Origin of the sequence: Vibrio sp. 10N.261.55.A7 (assembly GCF_002877365.1) — a bacterium.
Lineage (GTDB): Bacteria > Pseudomonadota > Gammaproteobacteria > Enterobacterales > Vibrionaceae > Vibrio.
In genome coordinates this window covers 14,525-34,575 of the sequence record NZ_MCWZ01000304.1, presented here as the reverse complement: position 1 = coordinate 34,575, position 20,051 = coordinate 14,525, and the positions used below count along the sequence as shown (strand labels likewise).

Sequence of the window (20,051 nt, the reverse complement as noted above, 5' to 3'; positions counted from 1 at the left end):
TTTAAGAGTTGAGCGTCGGGGATGAAAAATAGCCAATAAAAATGCCTTGCTGTGTAGGCAAGGCATTGTTTCAAAATAAGTTTAGCGTGAAGCGCTATAAATAGACGCTGCTTATTGAACGATCTTATTTGGGTTGTGCGTCGATGCATTGACCATGTAGGCCTTTACCTTCGGGCGCCATTAAGTAGATATACAGAGGGATAATATCTTTAGGTGTCTTCAACAGGTCAACATCTTCCGCAGGGAAAGCTTTCGCACGCATACCAGTGCGTGTACCACCAGGGTTGATCGCATTGACTCGAATTGGCGTATCTGACACTTCATCCGCTAAGACCTGCATCATGCCTTCAGTGGCAAATTTGGAAATAGAATAAGCGCCCCAGTAAGCTCGGCCAACGTGTCCAACTGTTGACGAGGTAAACGTTATCCGAGCGTCGTCAGATTTACGCAATAGCGGCAGAAGCGCTTGAGTCATAATGAACTGGGCTTTCACGTTCACTTGCATGACATCATCAAAAGTGTCTTCACCGATTTGATCAAACGGGCTAATCACGCCCAAAAGGCTTGCGTTGTGTAGTATCCCATCCAATCGGCCAAACTGATCTTTGATGGTGTCTGCCATATCGATGTAGTTCTGCTTGGTTGCACCTTTCATATCTAGGGGCACAATTGCAGGTTGGTTAAAGCCTGCGTTAACGATCTCATCGTAGGTTTGCTCAAGCTTTTTCACCGTACGACCAAGTAAAATAACCGTTGCTCCATGCTCTGCAAAACTCATGGCTGCTTGTTTGCCGATCCCGGCTCCAGCCCCTGTTACCAAAATAACTTTATCTTTTAGGGCATCTGCAGAAACTGAATAATCCACCGTTAGCTTCCTTATTGTTATGATTTTCTTTTTTTCTTTGCGATAAGACGGTTACAATAACCGAGTAGAACGAACAATACACTAATTCGCACATTTGAGGATATGACATTGGAATTTTTGTTGGACTATGGCCTGTTTTTGGCCAAGATTGCGACTGTCGTCGTCGCGATAATTGCGATTTTAGTGATTGCGAAAGGCGTTAGCAGTAAAGGCAGCACTGCCAAGGGTGAGTTAGAGATTACTAACCTTACAGAGCAACACAAAGAGCGTGTTGAGCAATTGGAACATCACCTACACGATGACGCTTTCATTAAAGCGCGTGACAAAGCAGAAAAGAAAAGCGAGAAAGAGAAAAATAAATCTCGTGAGAAAGACATTAAGAAGGCCGTTAAAGAGGGCGAGCTTGATTCAAAGCGTGAACCCCATCTCTTCGTTTTAGATTTTAACGGCAGCATTGATGCGAAAGAAGTAGCGTCTCTGCGCGAAGAAGTCACGGCTATTTTAGCGGTTGCTCGTGAAGGCGATGAAGTGTTACTGCGCCTTGAATCAGGCGGTGGCATGGTTCACGGTTATGGCTTGGCTTCCTCACAGCTTGACCGCATCAAAGCAGCAGGCTTACCGCTCAGTATCTCGGTTGATAAAGTGGCTGCTAGTGGCGGTTATATGATGGCGTGTATTGCAGATAAAATTATTTCTGCGCCATTTGCTATCGTGGGTTCTATTGGTGTTATCGCCCAGCTACCAAACTTTAATAAATTGCTTAAGAAACACGATATTGAGTTCGAACAGCTTACCGCTGGTGAATATAAGCGTACTTTAACGATGTTTGGCGAGAACAGTGATAAAGCGCGTGAGAAATTCAAGCAAGAGCTGGAAGAGACGCACGGTTTATTCAAAGACTTTATTCGTGAACGTCGCCCTGATCTTGACCTTGAAAAAGTGGCAACAGGTGAACACTGGTTTGGCACACAGGCGAAAGAACTGGGCTTAGTTGACGAGATTAAAACCTCTGATGATGTGGTTGTTGAAGCGTGTAAAGATAAGACTGTTCTGTCTATTCATTATGTTCAGAAGAAAAAGATCACCGATAAGTTAGCGGGTGTTGCAGGTGAAGTGGCTGATAGCGTACTCATGAAGCTAATCGATCGCGGACAAAAGCCGATCGTTTAGAACTATTGGTTATTTAGATCTAGTGGTTGCTTAGAGTGATTGGTTATTTAGAGCCATCGGCCATTTAGAGTTCACGATTGTTTGGGCCTTGGCACCAGTATAACTTGTCAAATGAAACGCCTCGCGAGAAGCTCATTCAATGAGTGAAAGCGAGGCGTTTTTTATGATTCGGTTTTTAGGAGTCAGTGCTTTTTTGCTTGGACGCGCTAATAAAGTGAGAAAGACAGGCCAGTAAAAGCCCAGATAAGGCACCAAATAGGTGAGACTCAATGGCTACACGCGCTTCTATTAGCCCACTCGTGATAGACGATGCCCCAAAAGCAAACTCCCAAGCCACTTTCCCAAGTAACCCAATAACCAGTAATCCACTGCCTCTTCGTCCTTGTAAGCTTTCACGAAGTGCGTAATAGCCAAAAAGGCCGTGAAGTGTGCCCGATAAGCCAGAGTAGAGTTGCATGTCAGTGAATAGGTTGCCGACACCCACCGCAATACTGGTCATGAGCAGCGGCAAAAGAAGTGTTTTATAATTGGGTTTGAAAATGAAACAGATAAACCAAAGCCCAACTAGGTTCATGGCTAAATGCGTGAAGTTGGTATGAGTGAAATTTCCTGTTAGGATGCGCCACCACTGCCCCGATTGAATTACACTGGCATGCCATTCAGCATAGGGGTGAAAGGCATCAAGCTGTAAGCCCAAGCAAATTATACTAATCACAGACAGAGTAAGGTAAACGCGCAAGATATGTACCGATATTGTTCACAGTGTGGAAAATCACACAAAGCGTGTATTTGTCGTTGGATAGAAAGCCTATCATCGAATGTCGAACTTATCATCCTCCAGCACGCCACTGAGTCAAATCGCCCGATGGGGACGGCCAAGATCCTGACACTATCGTTAGACAACAGTTATTGCTTTGTTGGCGAAGATTTTTCCCAGCACTCAGACCTTAATACGTTACTTAGCGATTCAGAATATTCACACTTTATTATGTACCCGTGTGAGCATTCCCAATGTGTTTCTTCTTTGGTGTTGAATGAATCTGAAGTGATGGAACGTGAGTTGAATGGGAAAGAAGAAGCGTTAAAAAGCAAAAAAATCAGAATCATCTTGTTGGATGGAACCTGGAAAAAAGCCTACAAGATGTGGCAACTTTCAGAGAACTTACATTCCCTGCCGATGATCCACTTACCCAAGGAACTCAAGGGCAATTATCGCATTCGCAAGGCGCCAACGGATAATAGTTTGTCGACAGTTGAAGCGGGTTACCATGTGTTGTCGATCTTACAGCCGGAACTGGACTTTTCACCCTTACAAACCGCGTTTGATAACATGATTCAGTTTTACATCGACCAAATGCCTGAAGGGGTATTTGAGCGAAATTACAAAAACTCGCTCTCTGATTAAGAGCGAGTGAATGACAAAATGGCTAACTGCTTGCAAATAACTGTTGATGAAGCCGCTGGGCGTGACCATCGGTCATCCCTGAGATGTAATCCGCAATCACACGCAACTTTTGACTTGGATTTCCCCGGGCGAGCTGCCATTTACTGCGCTCTATGTCAGGCAATAAACGCTCAGCATTGGCGCTTAGTGCCTCGAACAAATCCATAATTATCTGCTGCCCTTTGTATTCAACGACTTGAACTTGCGGAATTTGGATAACATGCTGATTAACAAAATGCTTTAGAATGTTGAGAGCCTTGTCCATGCTGCAATCTAAGAAGGCATTGTAGGCTAGAAGCTGACTTTGAAATTCGGCTTTAACCGGTTTAATGGTGATGCTTGTGAGTAACGCATTCACCATGCCTCCAATCGCATCTTTTCGCTTGTGGTGTTTGCCCGAAAAAAGCATGTCTGTAATTGACGCAATGTGCTCTTCAAACCAACTTTCTCCGCATTCAGCTAACTGACTTGCGGCGGCTTCTACCCACTGATTACGGTTGATCATTCCAAGCGCAATGGCATCTTCTAAATCGTGGACACCATAAGCAATATCATCGGCGAGTTCCATGATGGAGCAATCGAGAGATTTAAAGCGTGTTTTATTGTGTTGGTGGCTAGATAAAGGTGCGGTTCTCAATTGACACAGTAATTCTTGGTCACCTTTAGAAAGTGGCTTTATGATCCAGTCAAAGAAATGTTTGTCGCAGTCGTAAAGACCTTTTGCGGGCATCCAGTCTTTTGTGTTCAACCTTCGTTGATCAAAGCTGGCTTTCGCGCGTTCTTTCGCCTGAGTTTGGCTTAGAAATGCGGGGTACTTAATCAAACCAAGAAGTGCGCGGCGTGACAAGTTCATACCAAAGTGTTCGGTATAAGGTTCGAGCTGCGTGACAATACGAAATGTTTGAGCATTACCCTCAAAGCCACCATGATCTCTCATCATATAGTTGAGCGCGATCTCACCACCGTGTCCATAAGGCGGGTGACCAATATCATGAGCCAGGCAGAGTGAATCAATCAGGCTATCAGACGGAAGTAAATCTCTAAAGTTGGGTTGTTTCTTCTTTAGCTGGGCGACGATGCCAGTGCCCAATTGAGCCGCTTCCAGAGAATGGGTTAAGCGTGTTCTATGAAAGTCATCAATGCTGTTTCCATGAACCTGAGTTTTAGCTTGCAAGCGACGAAATGCAGCGGAGTGGAGTATACGAGCACGATCTCGCTGATAAGGGCTGCGATGATCATCTCGCCTAATCTTGTGTTCGTCATCGTGTCTAGCTTGCCAGAGAGGGTTTATCTCTGTATCCATTCTAAGTTTCCTTATTTGCTCCTTAAAACCACAATAGTCAACGACGCAATTCGAAGGGGATTGTGGTGTGAAGGGGAGAACATCACATCAAGTACTATGAACGCTCTAATGTACGGTCATTGCGAAAGTTTACAAGCTCATCAATCGGGATAGGTTTAGAAAAGTAGTACCCTTGGCCTAGATTACACTGGTATTGATTAAGCTTTTTATATTGGTCTAAAGATTCAATGCCTTCCGCGACAACCTTCAATGAGTGGGAGTCACCGATCGCAATAATGGCTTTAACGAGCGCATCGCTTTGCTTACTCACTAGCAATTTATCGACAAAGCTGCGGTCAATCTTGATCTCGGTAATAGGTAAATTACAGAGGTAGCTGAGAGAAGAAAATCCGGTGCCAAAGTCGTCCAAAGAGATAGCAAATTGGCACTCACGGAGCTGTTTCAGTATCGGTGTGACGACTTCGAGGTCGTTGATTAAGACATTCTCTGTGATCTCGACAGTAATGCGTTCTCTATCGATGGCGTACTTGTCGACAACGGTCACTAAATTGTGGATGAAGTTTTTTGCAACCAACTGACTCGGGGATACGTTGATGGATAGGGCAATACTGTCTTGGCCATTCGGGTAATGGTCAATGATTTGTTGGCAAGAACGTTCAATGACAAATTGACCAATTTCATGAATGAGACCAATTTCTTCCGCTTTACGGATAAGCTCTACGGGTGATACGTGACCCAATGTTGGATTTTTCCAACGAATGAGCGCCTCTACGCCCTCTAATTGACCATTGTTAAGATCTATCTGAGGTTGGTAGAGCATATACAGTTCATCACGCTTCAGCGCACTACGTAACTCTTTTTCAAGGGAAAGTTCATACTGAACTTGCTGGTTGATCGATTCATCATAAAACAGGATATGCCCTTTCTTACGGGCCTTAGAGGTATACAAGGCCGTGTCTGCTTTCGAAATAAGCTCTTCCGCCTCTGAGGCATCTTGCGGATAAATGGAGACACCAACGCTGCAACTTGATGAAATGATCTTTCCCGAAATCATGAACTCTTCTTGGAATATTTTATATATTTCAGAGCCTTTATGTTCCGCTTCTCGAGCGTTGGAGAGATTAGAAAAGCAGAAAACGAACTCATCACCACCGAATCGAGCGACGATGTCATCGTGCCCAAGAAGCGTCTCAAATTTGGCACCAATTTTGGCCAGAAGTTGGTCGCCTGTCGCGTGACCAAAGGCGTCATTCACCTTTTTAAAATCATCAAGATCAACAAACATAATGGCAAGGTGCTGATTACTTTGTTCGCTTTTCTTTATTTGCTTTCTGATGAATTCGATAAGAAACAGCCGGTTAGGTAATTCGGTTAAGCTGTCATGCAGCGCGAGGTACTGAAGTTTGTTCTTCGTCTCTTCTAGCTCATGAAAATCGTGTTTTATTTGTCGTTGTAAGCGCAGGAACCGATGGCCTACGGCATTACCAATGAACAACGACAAAGCGGCAAGCACTAGAGAAACGACTAGGCTGAAGAAGATAATCTTTAAGATCTCTTCAGAATTCTTTTGTTGAATAGATTCTTCCCTTTCTGCCAAAAATCTATCGATGTTTTCGGTATAAATACCTGTCCCAATTATCCAATCCCAACCGGGTAGGTGGCTGACATAACTGAGTTTATCAGGGGTTAGTGTACCGACTGGAGTGAAGCTAGATTGATATTGTACAAACCCTCCGCCTGAAAGCGCTTTGTCGACGATATTCTTTACGTAGTATGCTCCTGCGCCATCTTGTGCATCGAGCCGCTCCACACCAATTAAAGATTTATTAGGGTGTGAAAGTAACGCGCCTTTACTGTTCATGACAAAAATATAGCCGCCTTCACCATAGCTATAGTCAGATAAGCGTTCAAGCAATCGAGACTGGATATCGTTCTCAACATCAACGACATACTCACCAGTACCGATAAACCAGTTGAACGGTTTAAATAATGACACATAGCCAATTTTATCAAATTCTTGATCGGTAGCGCCTGGTTTTACCCACCACCAGCGATGAAACGCTTTGATTTTTGTTCTAGCCAATTTGGACGTATCTCTGATGACATAAGCGCCTCTGGCATCTTGCAAATCCCAAAGCGATTTTCCTTCCACATGAGGAAGAATGGGGTGCATGACATTCGTGCCATCCAATTTATAAATGAAAAAATACCCGCGACCTTGGTTGAAACGAACGTTCCTGAGTGCGTCGGTAATCATTTCAGTGATGACAGTTTCATCGAGGTGCTGGTTTTGAGCGTAGATGTTATTGGCGATGGATATGGCTTCATCAACGCGGCTTTTAATGTCTTGCTTGAGGATTTTTTCGGTATTTTCTTTTTCAAACTCAATTTGTTCAACCACGTTCGTAATACGGTGTTGTATGTCTTCTCGCTGATTTTGATAGAAATTCTTGTGAAGCGCGGCGATATCTTCTTTTAAGGCGGTACGGTTGGCAGATAAAACGATAACCACTAATACAACGACAAAAAGACCAATGATCGTTATTGGGAGATACTTTATTAGCCGCAAAAGCTTTTGATCGCTAGTTATAGACACAGACAACCTATGTGTTTTATTCGTTAAATAAAGTGTAGTTAACCCTTGTCTAAATGGTTAATTATCAGATGATTTCGTCGAGATAGGGCACACTTTCTTTGAAAATAAGTGCTTTAGCGAGATTCCAAGTATTCTTTAATCTTAGCGCTTGTGTTGGTCATGTATTTAATGGCTTCAAAGTGTTCTGTTTTGTCTACGTGATGAGTCACATAACTGGCGGTGCGAAGAACATCTCTCCAACGGGGCTTTTTAGGGAGTGTTTGTTCTAAGAAATACTTATCCATCGTCCGAGTTTGAGCTGAGCTGCGGTCAAGGTAGACACTCCAGATCTTGCTTTGTTCAGCAAGACAGATCTTTGATTTCCCCGTTCCTTTTTGCCAGACGTTTAATGCCTCATTCATCAACAAAACGAGATTCTTTCGAAAGTCAGACTCATCGTTAAGTACAATTGTCGTAGACGAAGTGCTGTGGGTGGCGAGCAGTAAATGCCATTCTTGGTGTTGACCTTGTCCACGACTAAACAATTGTGCTTGTACTGCGTGTTGGCTACCGTCAGCGCAGCGCAGTTCAATATTCGTATTTCGATAGGATTCCGAAGTGTTTATTGAGGGATTCACGCTACGTCGTTCAATTTCACGAACGCCTTCGATTCCTATAAAACGACCAATATCATCGCCAATTATGTCGGCGGCTTCAAGACCGAGTATATTTAACGCCGCTGGGTTTACATAGATCACCTGCTTAAAAGCATTAACGCTGATGATTGCTTCATCAATATTCTCAAGCAGTTGTTGCATCCTACTTTGCCCCTCTTTTAAGTGAGCTTCAGATTCAATCCGTTTCGCTACTTCCATTTTCAGCAGGCGGTTTTCTTCAACGCTTTGGTCCGTCTGTTTTGCTTTAAGCAAATGGCTGACACGGGTTAGTAGCTCATGCTGCAAAAATGGTTTAGTTAAGTAGTCATCAGTACCGCATTCGAAGCCTTGTAGGAGGTCTTTTGTTTGGGTTTTTGCGGTGAGTAACAGGACGGGTAAGTCATCTAAATTGGGCTGCTTTCGGATCTCTTGCAGCATCGACAAGCCGCTAATTTGCGGCATCATCAGATCCAAAATCAGTAAATCAACATTGTTTTGTTGTAAGTAGTCTAGTGCTTCTAAACCTTGGCTACATACAACCACCTGATAGCCTGCGAGTTCTAACTGATTTTTAAGGACCTGTAGATTCATTATTTCGTCATCAACGACGAGAATTTTGCTGCCTTTTTGTTGTTCTGAATACTCTTGAGTCGCTAAATGACTTGTCTCACTAATGTTATTGATAATTTGTGCGGGAGCGACCCAATGAGATTGAGCAGTGCTGTCTAAGGCTGAGATCGAATCACTTTCATAAAGTGGTAAATTAAAGCTAAAACAGCTCCCGCTGCCCACCTGACTTTGCACTGTTAACTCACCATTCATCAATTCAACTAACTGAGAAGAGATTGCTAGGCCTAATCCGCTACCATTTTGGGCTCGAGTCACACTAGCATCAACCTGAACAAATGGGTCAAATATGCTGATTTGATCAGTGTGGGCGATGCCCACTCCACTGTCGGTGACAGAAATCATGACTTGCTTATCCGCGCCTTCTTCGAGGGAGAGGACAATGCTGCCACGTTCGGTGTATTTAATTGCATTACTTAATAGGTTGTATAAAACCTGTTCAAGCCTTGCGGTATCGGCTAAAGCAATGACATTGCTTTGTGGCAATCTGACTTCTAAGGTGACAGGTTGACCGCTAAGTTGATAACGAGAAAGTGCCACTACTGTGTCGATACAACGTTTAACATCGACGGCATCAAGTGTTAAACGAAGCTTGTTGTTCTTTATTTTATGAAAATCAAGCAGGTCGTCTACTAAGTGAGCTAAACGCTGGGCTCCATTTTGAACCATCAGTAATTGTTCATGTTGTGAAGCATTAAGTGGCCCAGCGACACCTTGTAACAAAGATTGGCTGATCCCAATCACACCTGTGAGTGGTGTCCGTAATTCATGTGAGGTGTTGGCGAGAAACTCATCTTTAATTTTATCGGCTTGCCTTAACGCTTCGTTCTGCTGATGAATTAAGCTAACGTTTTGCTCTAGTTGACTATTTTTATCTCGAATGACGGTTATTTGCCGGCTGACTGCTTTTGCCATTACTTCAAATCGTGACGCGAGACGTCCTATTTCATCATTACGCTTAACGCCGATGATAGGCGGAGTATTGTCACCGTAAGTGATCGATTCTGTTGCCGATATTAGCGAGTTCAGTGGTTTGGTGAGTGATCGAGACAACCAATAGATCATCGCAATAACGACGAGAATAAAACCAGATCCTATCAACAGGATTTGTTTTCCAAATCGTGAGCTTACGGCCTGAGCGTGCTGCTGTTCTTGTTCGGCAATGACAACCCACCGTAGAGCTCCAATATCAACGTAGCCAAAGGCTGAGAGTACAGGTTGAGACATGTAATTAACACTTGGCATGACGCCACTTTCACCCAAGATTGCTCGATCTATGGTAGGCATTTTAAGTGTTGGTCGCTCTATTAAGAGCGGGTTATATGCGTTGTCTCCGGTTGAGACTTGGCGCAATGCTGAGATTGGTTGAGAAAGAGTATTTAACACGTAGACTTCTGCGCCTTCCCCTAACCCTGTCTCTTGCGCCATGAGTTCAGTCATTGACTCACTGGGTAACGCATAAACGACATATCCAGAAACTCGAGAATGATGCTGAATGGGATTGATGAAATAGGCTTGCATGTGACCGGTAATAGGATCCGATGTAAAGTCACTCAACACTCTGTGTTCTTGAACTGGGGTCGAATAAATAGCGGGATCAACCTTAGGTATTCTGATCGTTAAGTCTTGGAATGCAGCACCAAGTGGACTGTCAATATAAGCAGGGTCATTGAGGTTAGCAGCAAAGTAGTGATCTTTTTTCTGGCTGTAAATCACATTACCTAATAAGTCGACTAATAATAAGTCGCTGAACTCGCTGCGCTGAATAAATTGCTCAAATCCCGGATGAAAACGGTCATGGACTTGTTGATAGCTCCCGGCAACACCGGAGGTTTTCACTGGTAGGTTCTTAAAGTGCCCATATTGTGTGTAATGGGATTTCAATTTTTGGGTTACTTTTTTGTCATCATCGGAAATTAGACCAAAAGCATATGAAAACCCATAGAATCGACTCATAGAGTAGTTAATGAAATCTGTTTCGCTATGATGTGCGGCTTGTTGACGAAGGTTATTAATATGCGAAGCGATAGCCGCTTGTTTGGCTTGAGCGACAGAGTAGAGGTTGTCGTAAACTTGCTGCTGGGTGCTAGAAATAAAAGAGGAGTAAAAGATACTGGAGATAAGCAGCATTGGCCCAATGGAAAGGAAAAGAAACGCTAAGATGAGCTTATTTTTAAAGCTTAAACTTCTTAATTGATTGACCAAATGAACTTAATTCCTAGCGTGCATTGAAAGCCAGAGTATCAGTTTTTATGAGCCAACGTTAATAATAAAGAAATATCGTTAATATAGGCGTTATTTTTTGAACGAGTTCTCACGGCGGTGAAAAGATGGAGTGCATCTAAAATCACAAGGAAAAATCATGCAATCTAATACACAAGCTCGTCTTTCTCGCTCCCCGTTAGTCATCGGTTTCCCAGGCTCAGAGTTCACTCAGCAGCAACTACAGTTCATCCACGAGTTTCGTCCATTTGGTTTAATGATCACTCGGGATAATATTGTGAGTAAATCTCAACTTTCTGATTTGATTAAGGATTTCAAACAAGCGGTCGGTGAAGAATTTGTTATGGTCACAACGGATCAGGAAGGAGGACGTATCCAGTATTTAGAGGGTAGTGAATGGCAAACTTACCCTATCTATGGAGACTTTTCTCAGCTTGCAGAGCGTGATATTGAGTTAGCTAAGAAAGCGGCTTATAAAACGAGCCATACAATGGCAACAGAGATGGCGCAGCTTGGTTTCAACGCTAATTGTGGTCCTGTTCTTGATTTGTTAGTGGGGGGCGCTGACGCGGTCATGTCAAATCGCTGTTTTCATTCAGATCCCAAAATAGCGGCTGAGCTCGCCAGTGTGTATGTTCAAGGTCACATGGATGCGGGGGTTATGCCAATGCTGAAACACATCCCTGGTCATGGACGGGCGACAGAAGATAGCCATAAAACAACGCCTAGCATCGACACACCATTAGACGAACTTGATCGCACCGATTTCTTTCCTTTTTCACAGCTCAAGAGCGCTCCGATGGCAATGGTGGCTCATGTGGTGTTCTCTAATGTGGATGATAAACCAGCGAGCATCTCAGCAAAAACAGTGGATGAATTGATACGCAATAGAATTGGATTTGAGGGCTGCTTAATTTCTGATTGTGTCTACATGGAAAGTTTGTCAGGCCCATTAGAGCTGCGTTGCCAGCAAGTCCAAGAGGCAGGCGTCGACTTAGTTTTAGCATGTCATGGCGATGTGGAAGAGTGGTATAAGTGGCAAGAAAACCTGCGTCCACTCTCAAGTGAGAGCCTTATTCGTCTAGAGCGAGCTATGATAAATACGGCTAAAGCCAACCTTGAAAAAACAATCAATCTTGCCGATGAAATGACTCAGATAGAAGCGATACTTGCCACTGAGTAGTTAAATAATTGTATCGTTTAAGTTAACTGGTTTTGGCGTAATTGTGACGTGGGTAAGGTTTTAAATAACTGAATGTGCGTTGATTTTATGTTTATTAAATACAATCACTTAACTATCTACTTTTACGTTATTGACGCTAGTTTAACGACTTTACACTTTGCTTAAATCGGCGATGGCGTGATTGAATGAAATCACGCCAACACGAAGTTTAAGTTGATATGTTAATGACTTGTAGATTGGCTCCTCGGTATAATAATTCAAGGACGTGAAACACATGAAAAAGCTTCTCTTGACCACGAGTATTACAACGATACTTGCCAGTGCAGCTATGCTGCCTTCGATTGCTACCGCAGATGATGGGGGGGCAAATGCTGAGAAATCAGTGTTGAATATTGCCCCTCGTATGCGTACATCTTGGGTACGTAACTTTAACCCATACAATCAAACGACATTCCTTCCGACCACCAATGAGTTTGCCTATGAGCCACTGGCGATATTTAACTCTATGCAAGGGGGAAAAATCCATTACCGACTTGCGACGTCTTTAGAATATGCAGACGATCTGAAGTCTGTAACGTTTACTATCCGCCAAGGTGTTAAATGGTCTGACGGTCAAGAATTTACTGCGGAAGATGTGTTGTTTAGCTTCAACTTGGTAAAACAGAACCCAGCGCTTGATAGCCGTGCGATTTGGGATCGAATTAGCGGTGTTGAACTGGTTGACTCCCACACCATAAGATTCGATCTCCCGATGGCAGATGGGGGAGCCGCAATGGAAATCGTTCAAGTTCCTGTTGTTGCAGAGCACGTATGGAAAGACGTCAGTGATCCTATTTCGTTTACTAACGAAAACCCTGTTGGCACAGGCCCAATGACCGAAATTGAGCGTTTCACACCTAGAGTATACGTTCAGTGTCGTAATCCGCATTACTGGGATACAGAGTCTTTGAAGGTAGACTGCGTTCGATTACCTCAGTTGGCCAATAACGACCAAGTGTTGGCGCTCGCGAAAAAAGGGGAACTCGATTGGTTTGGCTCGTTTCTACCCGATATCGATAAAACGTACGTTGCTGATGATGAAGATAATCATAAATACTGGTTTCCAGCAGGTTCAATGGTAGCGTTTAACTTTAACCTTGAGTCTCGACACGAAGGTAATCGACAAGCCTTTAATAATAGAGAGTTCCGCCGTGCACTCTCTATGGCCATGGACCGAGAGGCGATGGTTGATATTGCGGGTTATGGTTACCCAACCATCAATGAATACCCATCAGGTCTCGGTGCTGGCTATCACGCATGGAATAATGACCAAGTCGACCAGAAATTTGGGCAGTTTACTAAATACAATGTTGAATCGGCTAAGGCACTTTTAGAATCGGCAGGTTTTAAAGATAGCAATGGCGATGGTTATGTGAACAACGCGGATGGTTCAAAAATTGAATTCAGTATCATTGTGCCAAACGGGTGGACGGATTGGGTCAATACGGTACAGATTGCCGTAGATGGCTTACAAGAAGTGGGTATCAATGCGAAAGTCCAAACTCCAGAAGCACCAGCTTGGACGTCTGCACTTATTGATGGCAGCTACGATGCGGGTATTAACTCTTACTATCAAGGAACGACGCCACACTATATGTATAACTCGGCGTTCAATGGGGAGCAACAGGGTAAATCGCGCTTTGCCGTCACTCGTTTTAGTACGCCTGAACTCGATGCCTTGCTGGATAGTTTTTACCAGACCATCGATCCAACGAAACAGAAAGAAGTCATGGATGATATTCAGTATGTGATTGCTGAAAACATGCCTTACGTGCCTGTTTTCAATAACCCAACTTGGTATCAATACAACGAGAAGCGCTTTGAAGGGTTCTTCAGTGCAGATAACCCAGTGGCACGCCCTCAAGTTCACCCTGGTGTACCTGAACGTCTGTTGCACCTGTTGAGTATTAAGCCAAAGTCTTAGTCGTTAAATCCTAAATGTGGCTCATTGATCCACTATTGAGCTAGGTTTGTTGCCTAGCTCAATCTCCCCCTTTCCAAAAACTACGATAAGCTCAACCATACTAGGAGTGAGATATGGATTTTGTGCTTCGCCGCCTCGCGTTTTATGTGATTGCATTCTTCTTTGCGGCTACTTTCAATTTTTTCCTGCCCAGATTAATGCCGGGTGATCCCATCATGGTGATGTTTGCCTCTCAAGGAAACCCTTTGCCCGTTGAAAGTTTAGAGTCACTAAAGCAAACATTTGGCTTTGTTGATGGCCCGTTATATTTGCAATACTTTACTTATATCAAAAGTGTTTTCACTTGGGATTTAGGAATCTCAGTGAAGTTTTACCCACTCGAGGTTAATGAGGTCATCGGTCGTTCGATGATCTGGACTCTGTTCCTTGTCGGTACATCAACCCTTATCAGTTTTTTCATAGGTTCTATTTCAGGCATTGTTGCTGCGTGGAATCGAGGCAGTTGGTTGGACACGATTTTATCGCCCCTCTCGTTGGTCTTACAATCCATTCCGGCTGTGGTACTCGCACTGACCTTTATGTTTATTTTTGGCGTTGCGTTGAATTGGTTTCCTTATTCTTACGCGTACGACATTGAGCTGGACCCAGCGTTTACATGGCAATACATCTCTAGTGTCTTAGAACACGCCATGATGCCCATTATCTCTTTGGTCATTGTGCAAATTGGTGGTTATCTGCTGACCATTCGTAACAATTTAATCAACATTCTTGGTGAAGACTACATAATCATGGGGCGTGCAAAAGGCATTTCAGAGCGTCGTGTCATGTTTAACTACGGAGCCCGCAACGCTTTGTTACCGTCAATTACGGCTTTCGCAATGACCGTTGGTGTGGTCATGGGGGGCTCGTTGATTACAGAGGTTGTCTTTAACTATCCTGGGCTTGGTAACACGCTGTTTGAAGCGATTGTCGCTCGCGATTATCCGGTCATTCAGGGGCAATTACTGATCATGACCATTGCTATGCTGAGTGCCAATTTTGTAGCCGATATGGCTTACGTTTATCTGGACCCTCGTCTACGTCGCGACTAATAGGAATTGATTATGAAAGGTTTAATTAAATTACTGGGTCGCAATAAAAAAGTTGCTTTTGGCCTATCCATTGTCTTGTTTTATATCGGTATTGCCGTCGCAGCGCCGCTATTGACCAATCATGATGCAAATAAACGCGTTGCTCGGCCTCATCAGGCACCGAGTGCTGAACATGTTATGGGGACGACTCGAATGGGACGGGATGTTTATCATCAGTTCATTCAAGGAACAGCGACCTCACTGTCCGTTGGTCTGAGTGCTGGAATCATCATTGTGCTTTTAGGTACAACACTTGGCGTATCGGCGGGGTATTTTGGTGGCAAGTTTGATGACGCGGTGAATTTAGTCACCAACATTGCCCTTGTGGTCCCTCAGTTGCCACTATTGCTGGTGTTAGCTGCATTTATTGGAGAAGTTAGCCCCTTTACCATCGCTCTTATCATCGGGATGACGAGTTGGGCATGGGGAGCGAGGGTGACTCGAGCGCAGACACTCTCATTGCGTAATAAAGAGTTTATTCACGCCAGTGAACTGGCTGGAGAGCCGACTTGGCGGATTATCTTTGTTGAAATATTGCCGAATCTAGCATCGATTGTTGGCTTGAACTTTTTGGGTTCAATTATTTTTACCATTATCACCCAAGCGACTATTGAGTTCCTCGGTTTGGGTGACCCATTATCGATCAGTTGGGGAACCATGCTGTACAACGCTCAAAATTCATCAGCTCTCATCGTTGGTGCATGGTGGGAAGTTCTAGTTCCTTGTGTGGCGATCGCTATTTTAGGGATGGGGCTTGCTCTTCTCAACTTTGGTATTGATGAGTTCTCTAATCCGCGTTTACGCACCTTTACGGGTATGAAAAAGTTCAAGCAACGAATCAAGCTTATTGAAGAACGTAAAAAGCAAGCGATGAAATCGCAACCTGATTTAGAAAAAAAGGACGTCATCTATGAGTAATACATTGGAAATTAAAAACTTATGCGTTGACTACTTACTAGAGGAAAGCGAATTTACTGCGGTCAATAATGTCAGTTTTAATATCAAAAAAGGTGAGATTTTTGGCCTTGCTGGTGAGTCAGGGTGTGGAAAAAGCACCATTGCCTTTGCAGTCAGTCGCTTGTTGCAACCGCCTGCGTATATCTCCCAAGGTGAAGTTCTGTTAAACGGTGAAGATACGTTAAAGATGAATGACAAGCAGATCGCCAATCTGCGTTGGAATAAAGTGAGCATGGTTTTTCAAAGTGCCATGAACAGTTTGAACCCGGTGCTCACCGTGGAAGAGCAGTTCCGCGACATGTTTTATAAGCACCGAGGCTACAACCGCGAGCAATCGGCTGAAAAAGCGCGAGAGCTATTGACGATGGTGGGCATCAGTGGCGATCGTTTATCTGATTATCCTCATCAGTTTTCGGGAGGAATGCGTCAGCGCATTGTGATTGCGATTGGTTTAGCGCTAAAACCTGATTTACTTATTATGGATGAACCCACCACCGCGCTCGATGTGGTTGTTCAGCGTGAAATTCTGATGCAAGTACACGCCTTACGTAAAGAGTTCGGCTTTTCGGTGCTGTTTATTACTCATGACTTGAGTTTGATGACCCAATTGTGTGACCGAATTGGTGTGATGCTAAAGGGGGAGTTAGTTGAGGTTGCAAAAGCAAGGGACATTTTAATTAACCCACAACATGACTATACAAAAAAACTGTGGCAATCCATTCCTGCTGCCTTTGAAAATAAGATGAAGCAGGAACAAACCGAGGAGACACTAGCATGAGCGAGTTAAACTACGGTGAAACGATTATCTCAGTTAAAGATATGGTTAAAACGTTCCAAACCGGGAAAGGCGGAAAGAAGAAAGAGGTCAAAGCGCTGCGCAATGTGAGTTTTGATCTAAAGAAAGGGCGAGCGATGGCGCTGGTTGGAGAGAGTGGCTCAGGGAAAAGTACCGTCGCCCGATTATTGACAAAGATGCATCAACACACCAGTGGAGAGGTTTTCTTTAAGGGTGAAGATATTAATCAGATTAAAAGCCGTAATCAGTTAATGGAATATCGCAAACAGATTCAGATGATATTCCAAGACCCCTATGGCTCGCTTAATCCTGCTCACACGATCTACCATCATATTGCTCGACCTTTATTGACGCACAATCATGTAAAAAACAGTGCAGAAGCAAAAATCCGAGTCAACGAGCTGTTAACCATGGTGGAGTTGGATCCTGAATTAACCGCATCAAAATACCCACATCAGCTTTCTGGAGGACAGCGGCAACGTGTTTCTATTGCAAGGGCGGTTGCGGTGGGCGCTGAGGTTATTCTCGCCGATGAACCCACATCGATGTTAGATGTATCGATTCGTCTCGATGTTCTAGACCTTCTTAAACGGCTCAAAGATGATGAAGGGTTTACTTTCTTGTACATCACACATGACATCGCCACAGCCCGTTATTTTGCTGAAGAGGTTGCCATTATGTATCAAGGGCAAATCGTTGAGTTTGGTGATACAAGCAGTGTCATCGATAACCCTCAGCATCCCTACACACAACTTCTGCTTTCAGCAATACCGAACCCTTACATCAGCTTTGAAGATGCAGCGGAAAGCGGGGCGGAATTGTTAGCAAAAGCCAACGTGATCCGTGAGGCAAGCTTCGCCCCGGTGACGGGTTATAAGCAGTTTGATGGCAATCATTACGTTGGCGAGATTGAGATGGCTTAGCGCTTGAGATTTGACAATATTTGGTGCACAAATTGGTTGGATAAAGTAACGGCAACAATAATGATCAAGGGCGACTGATGATGCAGTCGCCCTTCGCTTATTGACTTAGGTTATTTCGTCGAGTGACAACTCAAAGCTAGGCGCAAATGTCTCTAAGAAATAAACCATTTCATCGGTTTGACGTTCTTTGAGCGTGATATCTAAGCGTTTTTTAGCAAGGGCATATTCGTGGTTGCCTGCACTGAGCTCTTCTAAGCATTTCAAATACGCGCAAATAGTGTCGGCTTGCTTTACGATCGCAGCGTCGTCGGGGTGTGCTTTTTGAGTGATAAGGAAGGGGGAAAAATCGTCATGGAATTCTTCTGGCAGCATCGAAAGCAGTTTTTTCTCGGCCGCGGCTTCTATTTTCTTATACTCTTTTGCAATCTCCTGATTGTAGTACTTAACAGGAGTAGGAAGGTCGCCCGTTAGCACCTCACTGGTGTCGTGATACATCCCTAAAATGGCGATGCGCTCAGGATTCAACTGACCGTCAAATTTTTTGTTTTTAATAACAGCAAGGGCGTGAGCGACAAAAGCGACTTGAAGACTATGCTCCGAAATGTTCTCGGTAGAAACAGAGCGCATGAGTGGCCAGCGCTGTATCAACTTCATTCGCGCAAGGTGGGCAAAGAAGTGGCTTTCATTCGGGGTGTGGTTATCGTCCATAACAGCGTGACTCCTTATCTCTAACTGACCAGTCTATGCTTCTTCGTCTCAAATAAAAATGGACACTTTCTCATTTTAGCAATGTTGCCAAAATCGAGACAGTGTCCATGAAGATGTCACCAAGCGCTTATGATCGTTACTGGCGATACGTCGTGAGGAAGCGCTCAAAACGACCGATGGCGGTTTCTAAATCTTCAATATGTGGCAGAGTCACAATGCGGAAGTGATCCGGTTTTGGCCAGTTAAAGCCGCTGCCTTGAACGAGGAGTACTTTTTCTTGAATTAAGAAGTCCAACACCATCTTTTGGTCATCTTTGATGCTGTATTTCTTGGTGTCTATTTTGGGGAACAGATACATTGCCCCTTTCGGTTTCACACAGGAGACACCAGGGATTTGGTTGATGAGTTCCCAAGCCCGATCTCTTTGCTCAAGCAAACGCCCGCCCGGTAAGATAAGCTCGTTAATACTTTGATAGCCACCAAGAGCAGTTTGAATGGCGTGCTGCATGGGAACATTGGCACAAAGACGCATGGACGCCAACATTTCTAGGCCAGCCACATAACCAGACGCGAAATGCTTGGGACCGGTCAAAAACATCCAACCACTGCGGAAACCACAAACACGGTATGCCTTAGACAGCCCGTTAAAGGTCACGACCAAAACATCTTCTGTTAGTGTCGCGATTGACGTATGAGTCGCGCCGTCATAAAGGACTTTATCGTATATCTCATCAGCAAAAATAATGAGCTTATGCTTGCGAGCGATCTCGATAACCTCAAGCAGGAAGTCACGGCTGTACACCGCACCGGTTGGGTTATTCGGATTGATCAGAACAATGCCGCGAGTTTTAGGGCCGATCTTCTTTTTAATATCATCAAGGTCTGGATACCAGTCAGCGCCTTCATCACAGATATAGTGAACCGCTTTACCGCCAGACAACGCAACGGATGCCGTCCAAAGAGGGTAGTCGGGGGCAGGAACCAGCATTTCATCGCCATTGTTCAAGAGCGCTTGCATCGCCATCACAATCAGCTCAGATACACCATTACCGATATACACATCTTCTACGTCGAGCGAATGGATGCCCTTCTTTTGATAGTGCTGAACGACCGCTTTACGAGCAGAGTAAATGCCTTTTGAATCACAGTAACCTTGTGAAGTAGGGAAGTTGCGTATTACATCAACTAGAATCTCATCTGGGGCGTCAAAACCAAATGGGGCGGGGTTCCCAATATTTAACTTAAGAATTTTATGCCCTTCTTCTTCCATGCGTTTAGCATGTTTGAGCACAGGCCCCCTAATGTCGTAGCAGACATTATCGAGTTTTGACGACATCCCGATATTTTCCATTGCGCAATCCCTAAAAATGATTCAAATCTATATTTAAAGTATCCCATTTTTTGATTTGATAGAATTAAAATCTGCTATTAATTGAACTGATGATTATTCTTTGTACGTTTCTTATCACAGGAATCCTTTAAATTTAATATACAACCTTGATCTCATTAAGGTCTATAAATAGAGTAT

At 44.0% G+C, this 20,051-nt stretch carries 15 protein-coding genes; 8 read left to right on the top strand and 7 right to left on the bottom strand.

Annotated features, from left to right (window positions below):
* Positions 1-124 precede the first annotated feature (124 nt).
* Complete coding sequence (locus BCU12_RS17895) at positions 125-865, bottom strand: YciK family oxidoreductase (protein ID WP_102405609.1); 741 nt, start codon at positions 863-865, stop codon at positions 125-127.
* A gap of 102 nt (positions 866-967) precedes the next feature.
* Here BCU12_RS17895 and sohB point away from each other — a divergent pair, with 102 nt between their 5' ends.
* On the top strand, positions 968-2,035 hold the full coding sequence (gene sohB, locus BCU12_RS17890; protein ID WP_198599371.1) for a protease SohB: 1,068 nt from the start codon (positions 968-970) through the stop codon (positions 2,033-2,035).
* A gap of 175 nt (positions 2,036-2,210) precedes the next feature.
* Here sohB and rrtA read toward each other — a convergent pair whose 3' ends face one another.
* On the bottom strand, positions 2,211-2,774 hold the full coding sequence (gene rrtA / locus BCU12_RS17885) for a rhombosortase (protein WP_102405608.1): 564 nt from the start codon (positions 2,772-2,774) through the stop codon (positions 2,211-2,213).
* A gap of 3 nt (positions 2,775-2,777) precedes the next feature.
* Here rrtA and BCU12_RS17880 point away from each other — a divergent pair, with 3 nt between their 5' ends.
* Positions 2,778-3,440: a DTW domain-containing protein gene (locus BCU12_RS17880; RefSeq protein WP_102405607.1), complete on the top strand. Its 663-nt coding sequence runs from the start codon at positions 2,778-2,780 to the stop codon at positions 3,438-3,440.
* Positions 3,441-3,462: 22 nt separating this feature from the next.
* On the opposite strand, the gene BCU12_RS17875 is transcribed toward BCU12_RS17880, so the two are convergent.
* The 3 genes from BCU12_RS17875 to BCU12_RS17865 all read right to left on the bottom strand — a co-directional run bounded on the left by BCU12_RS17875 (position 3,463) and on the right by BCU12_RS17865 (position 10,845).
* On the bottom strand, positions 3,463-4,782 hold the full coding sequence (locus BCU12_RS17875; protein WP_102405606.1) for an anti-phage deoxyguanosine triphosphatase: 1,320 nt from the start codon (positions 4,780-4,782) through the stop codon (positions 3,463-3,465).
* Between the two features lie 94 nt (positions 4,783-4,876).
* Positions 4,877-7,378, bottom strand: coding sequence for a cache domain-containing protein (locus tag BCU12_RS17870; protein ID WP_241909869.1), 2,502 nt, complete (start codon positions 7,376-7,378; stop codon positions 4,877-4,879).
* Positions 7,379-7,491: 113 nt separating this feature from the next.
* Entirely contained in the window at positions 7,492-10,845 is a 3,354-nt protein-coding gene (locus tag BCU12_RS17865) for a response regulator (RefSeq protein ID WP_102405605.1), read from the bottom strand.
* 157 nt (positions 10,846-11,002) lie between these two features.
* Here BCU12_RS17865 and nagZ point away from each other — a divergent pair, with 157 nt between their 5' ends.
* The 6 genes from nagZ (at position 11,003) to BCU12_RS17835 (ending at position 17,815) form a co-directional block, all read left to right on the top strand.
* Positions 11,003-12,046 (top strand): beta-N-acetylhexosaminidase, encoded by a 1,044-nt coding sequence (nagZ, locus tag BCU12_RS17860; protein WP_102405604.1) that lies wholly within the window; start codon positions 11,003-11,005, stop codon positions 12,044-12,046.
* A gap of 274 nt (positions 12,047-12,320) precedes the next feature.
* Positions 12,321-14,009, top strand: a complete 1,689-nt coding sequence (locus BCU12_RS17855; RefSeq protein WP_102405603.1) for an ABC transporter substrate-binding protein — start codon at positions 12,321-12,323, stop codon at positions 14,007-14,009.
* A 113-nt stretch (positions 14,010-14,122) separates the two neighbouring features.
* Entirely contained in the window at positions 14,123-15,100 is a 978-nt protein-coding gene (locus BCU12_RS17850) for an ABC transporter permease (RefSeq protein WP_102405602.1), read from the top strand.
* Between the two features lie 12 nt (positions 15,101-15,112).
* On the top strand, positions 15,113-16,057 hold the full coding sequence (locus BCU12_RS17845; protein WP_198599370.1) for an ABC transporter permease: 945 nt from the start codon (positions 15,113-15,115) through the stop codon (positions 16,055-16,057).
* The gene (locus BCU12_RS17840) at positions 16,050-16,874 is read left to right on the top strand and encodes an ABC transporter ATP-binding protein (protein ID WP_102405600.1); all 825 of its coding nucleotides are present in this window, start codon (positions 16,050-16,052) and stop codon (positions 16,872-16,874) included. The genes BCU12_RS17845 and BCU12_RS17840 overlap by 8 nt, the downstream gene beginning before the upstream one ends.
* Positions 16,871-17,815, top strand: a complete 945-nt coding sequence (locus BCU12_RS17835) for an ATP-binding cassette domain-containing protein (protein ID WP_102405599.1) — start codon at positions 16,871-16,873, stop codon at positions 17,813-17,815. Before BCU12_RS17840 ends, BCU12_RS17835 begins: the two co-directional genes overlap by 4 nt.
* A gap of 105 nt (positions 17,816-17,920) precedes the next feature.
* On the opposite strand, the gene yfbR is transcribed toward BCU12_RS17835, so the two are convergent.
* Positions 17,921-18,523 carry a 5'-deoxynucleotidase gene (gene yfbR, locus BCU12_RS17830; RefSeq protein WP_102405598.1) on the bottom strand — a complete coding sequence of 201 codons (603 nt, stop codon included), beginning with the start codon at positions 18,521-18,523 and terminating at the stop codon, positions 17,921-17,923.
* Positions 18,524-18,659: 136 nt separating this feature from the next.
* Complete coding sequence (locus tag BCU12_RS17825) at positions 18,660-19,874, bottom strand: pyridoxal phosphate-dependent aminotransferase (protein ID WP_102405597.1); 1,215 nt, start codon at positions 19,872-19,874, stop codon at positions 18,660-18,662.
* Positions 19,875-20,051 lie beyond the last annotated feature (177 nt).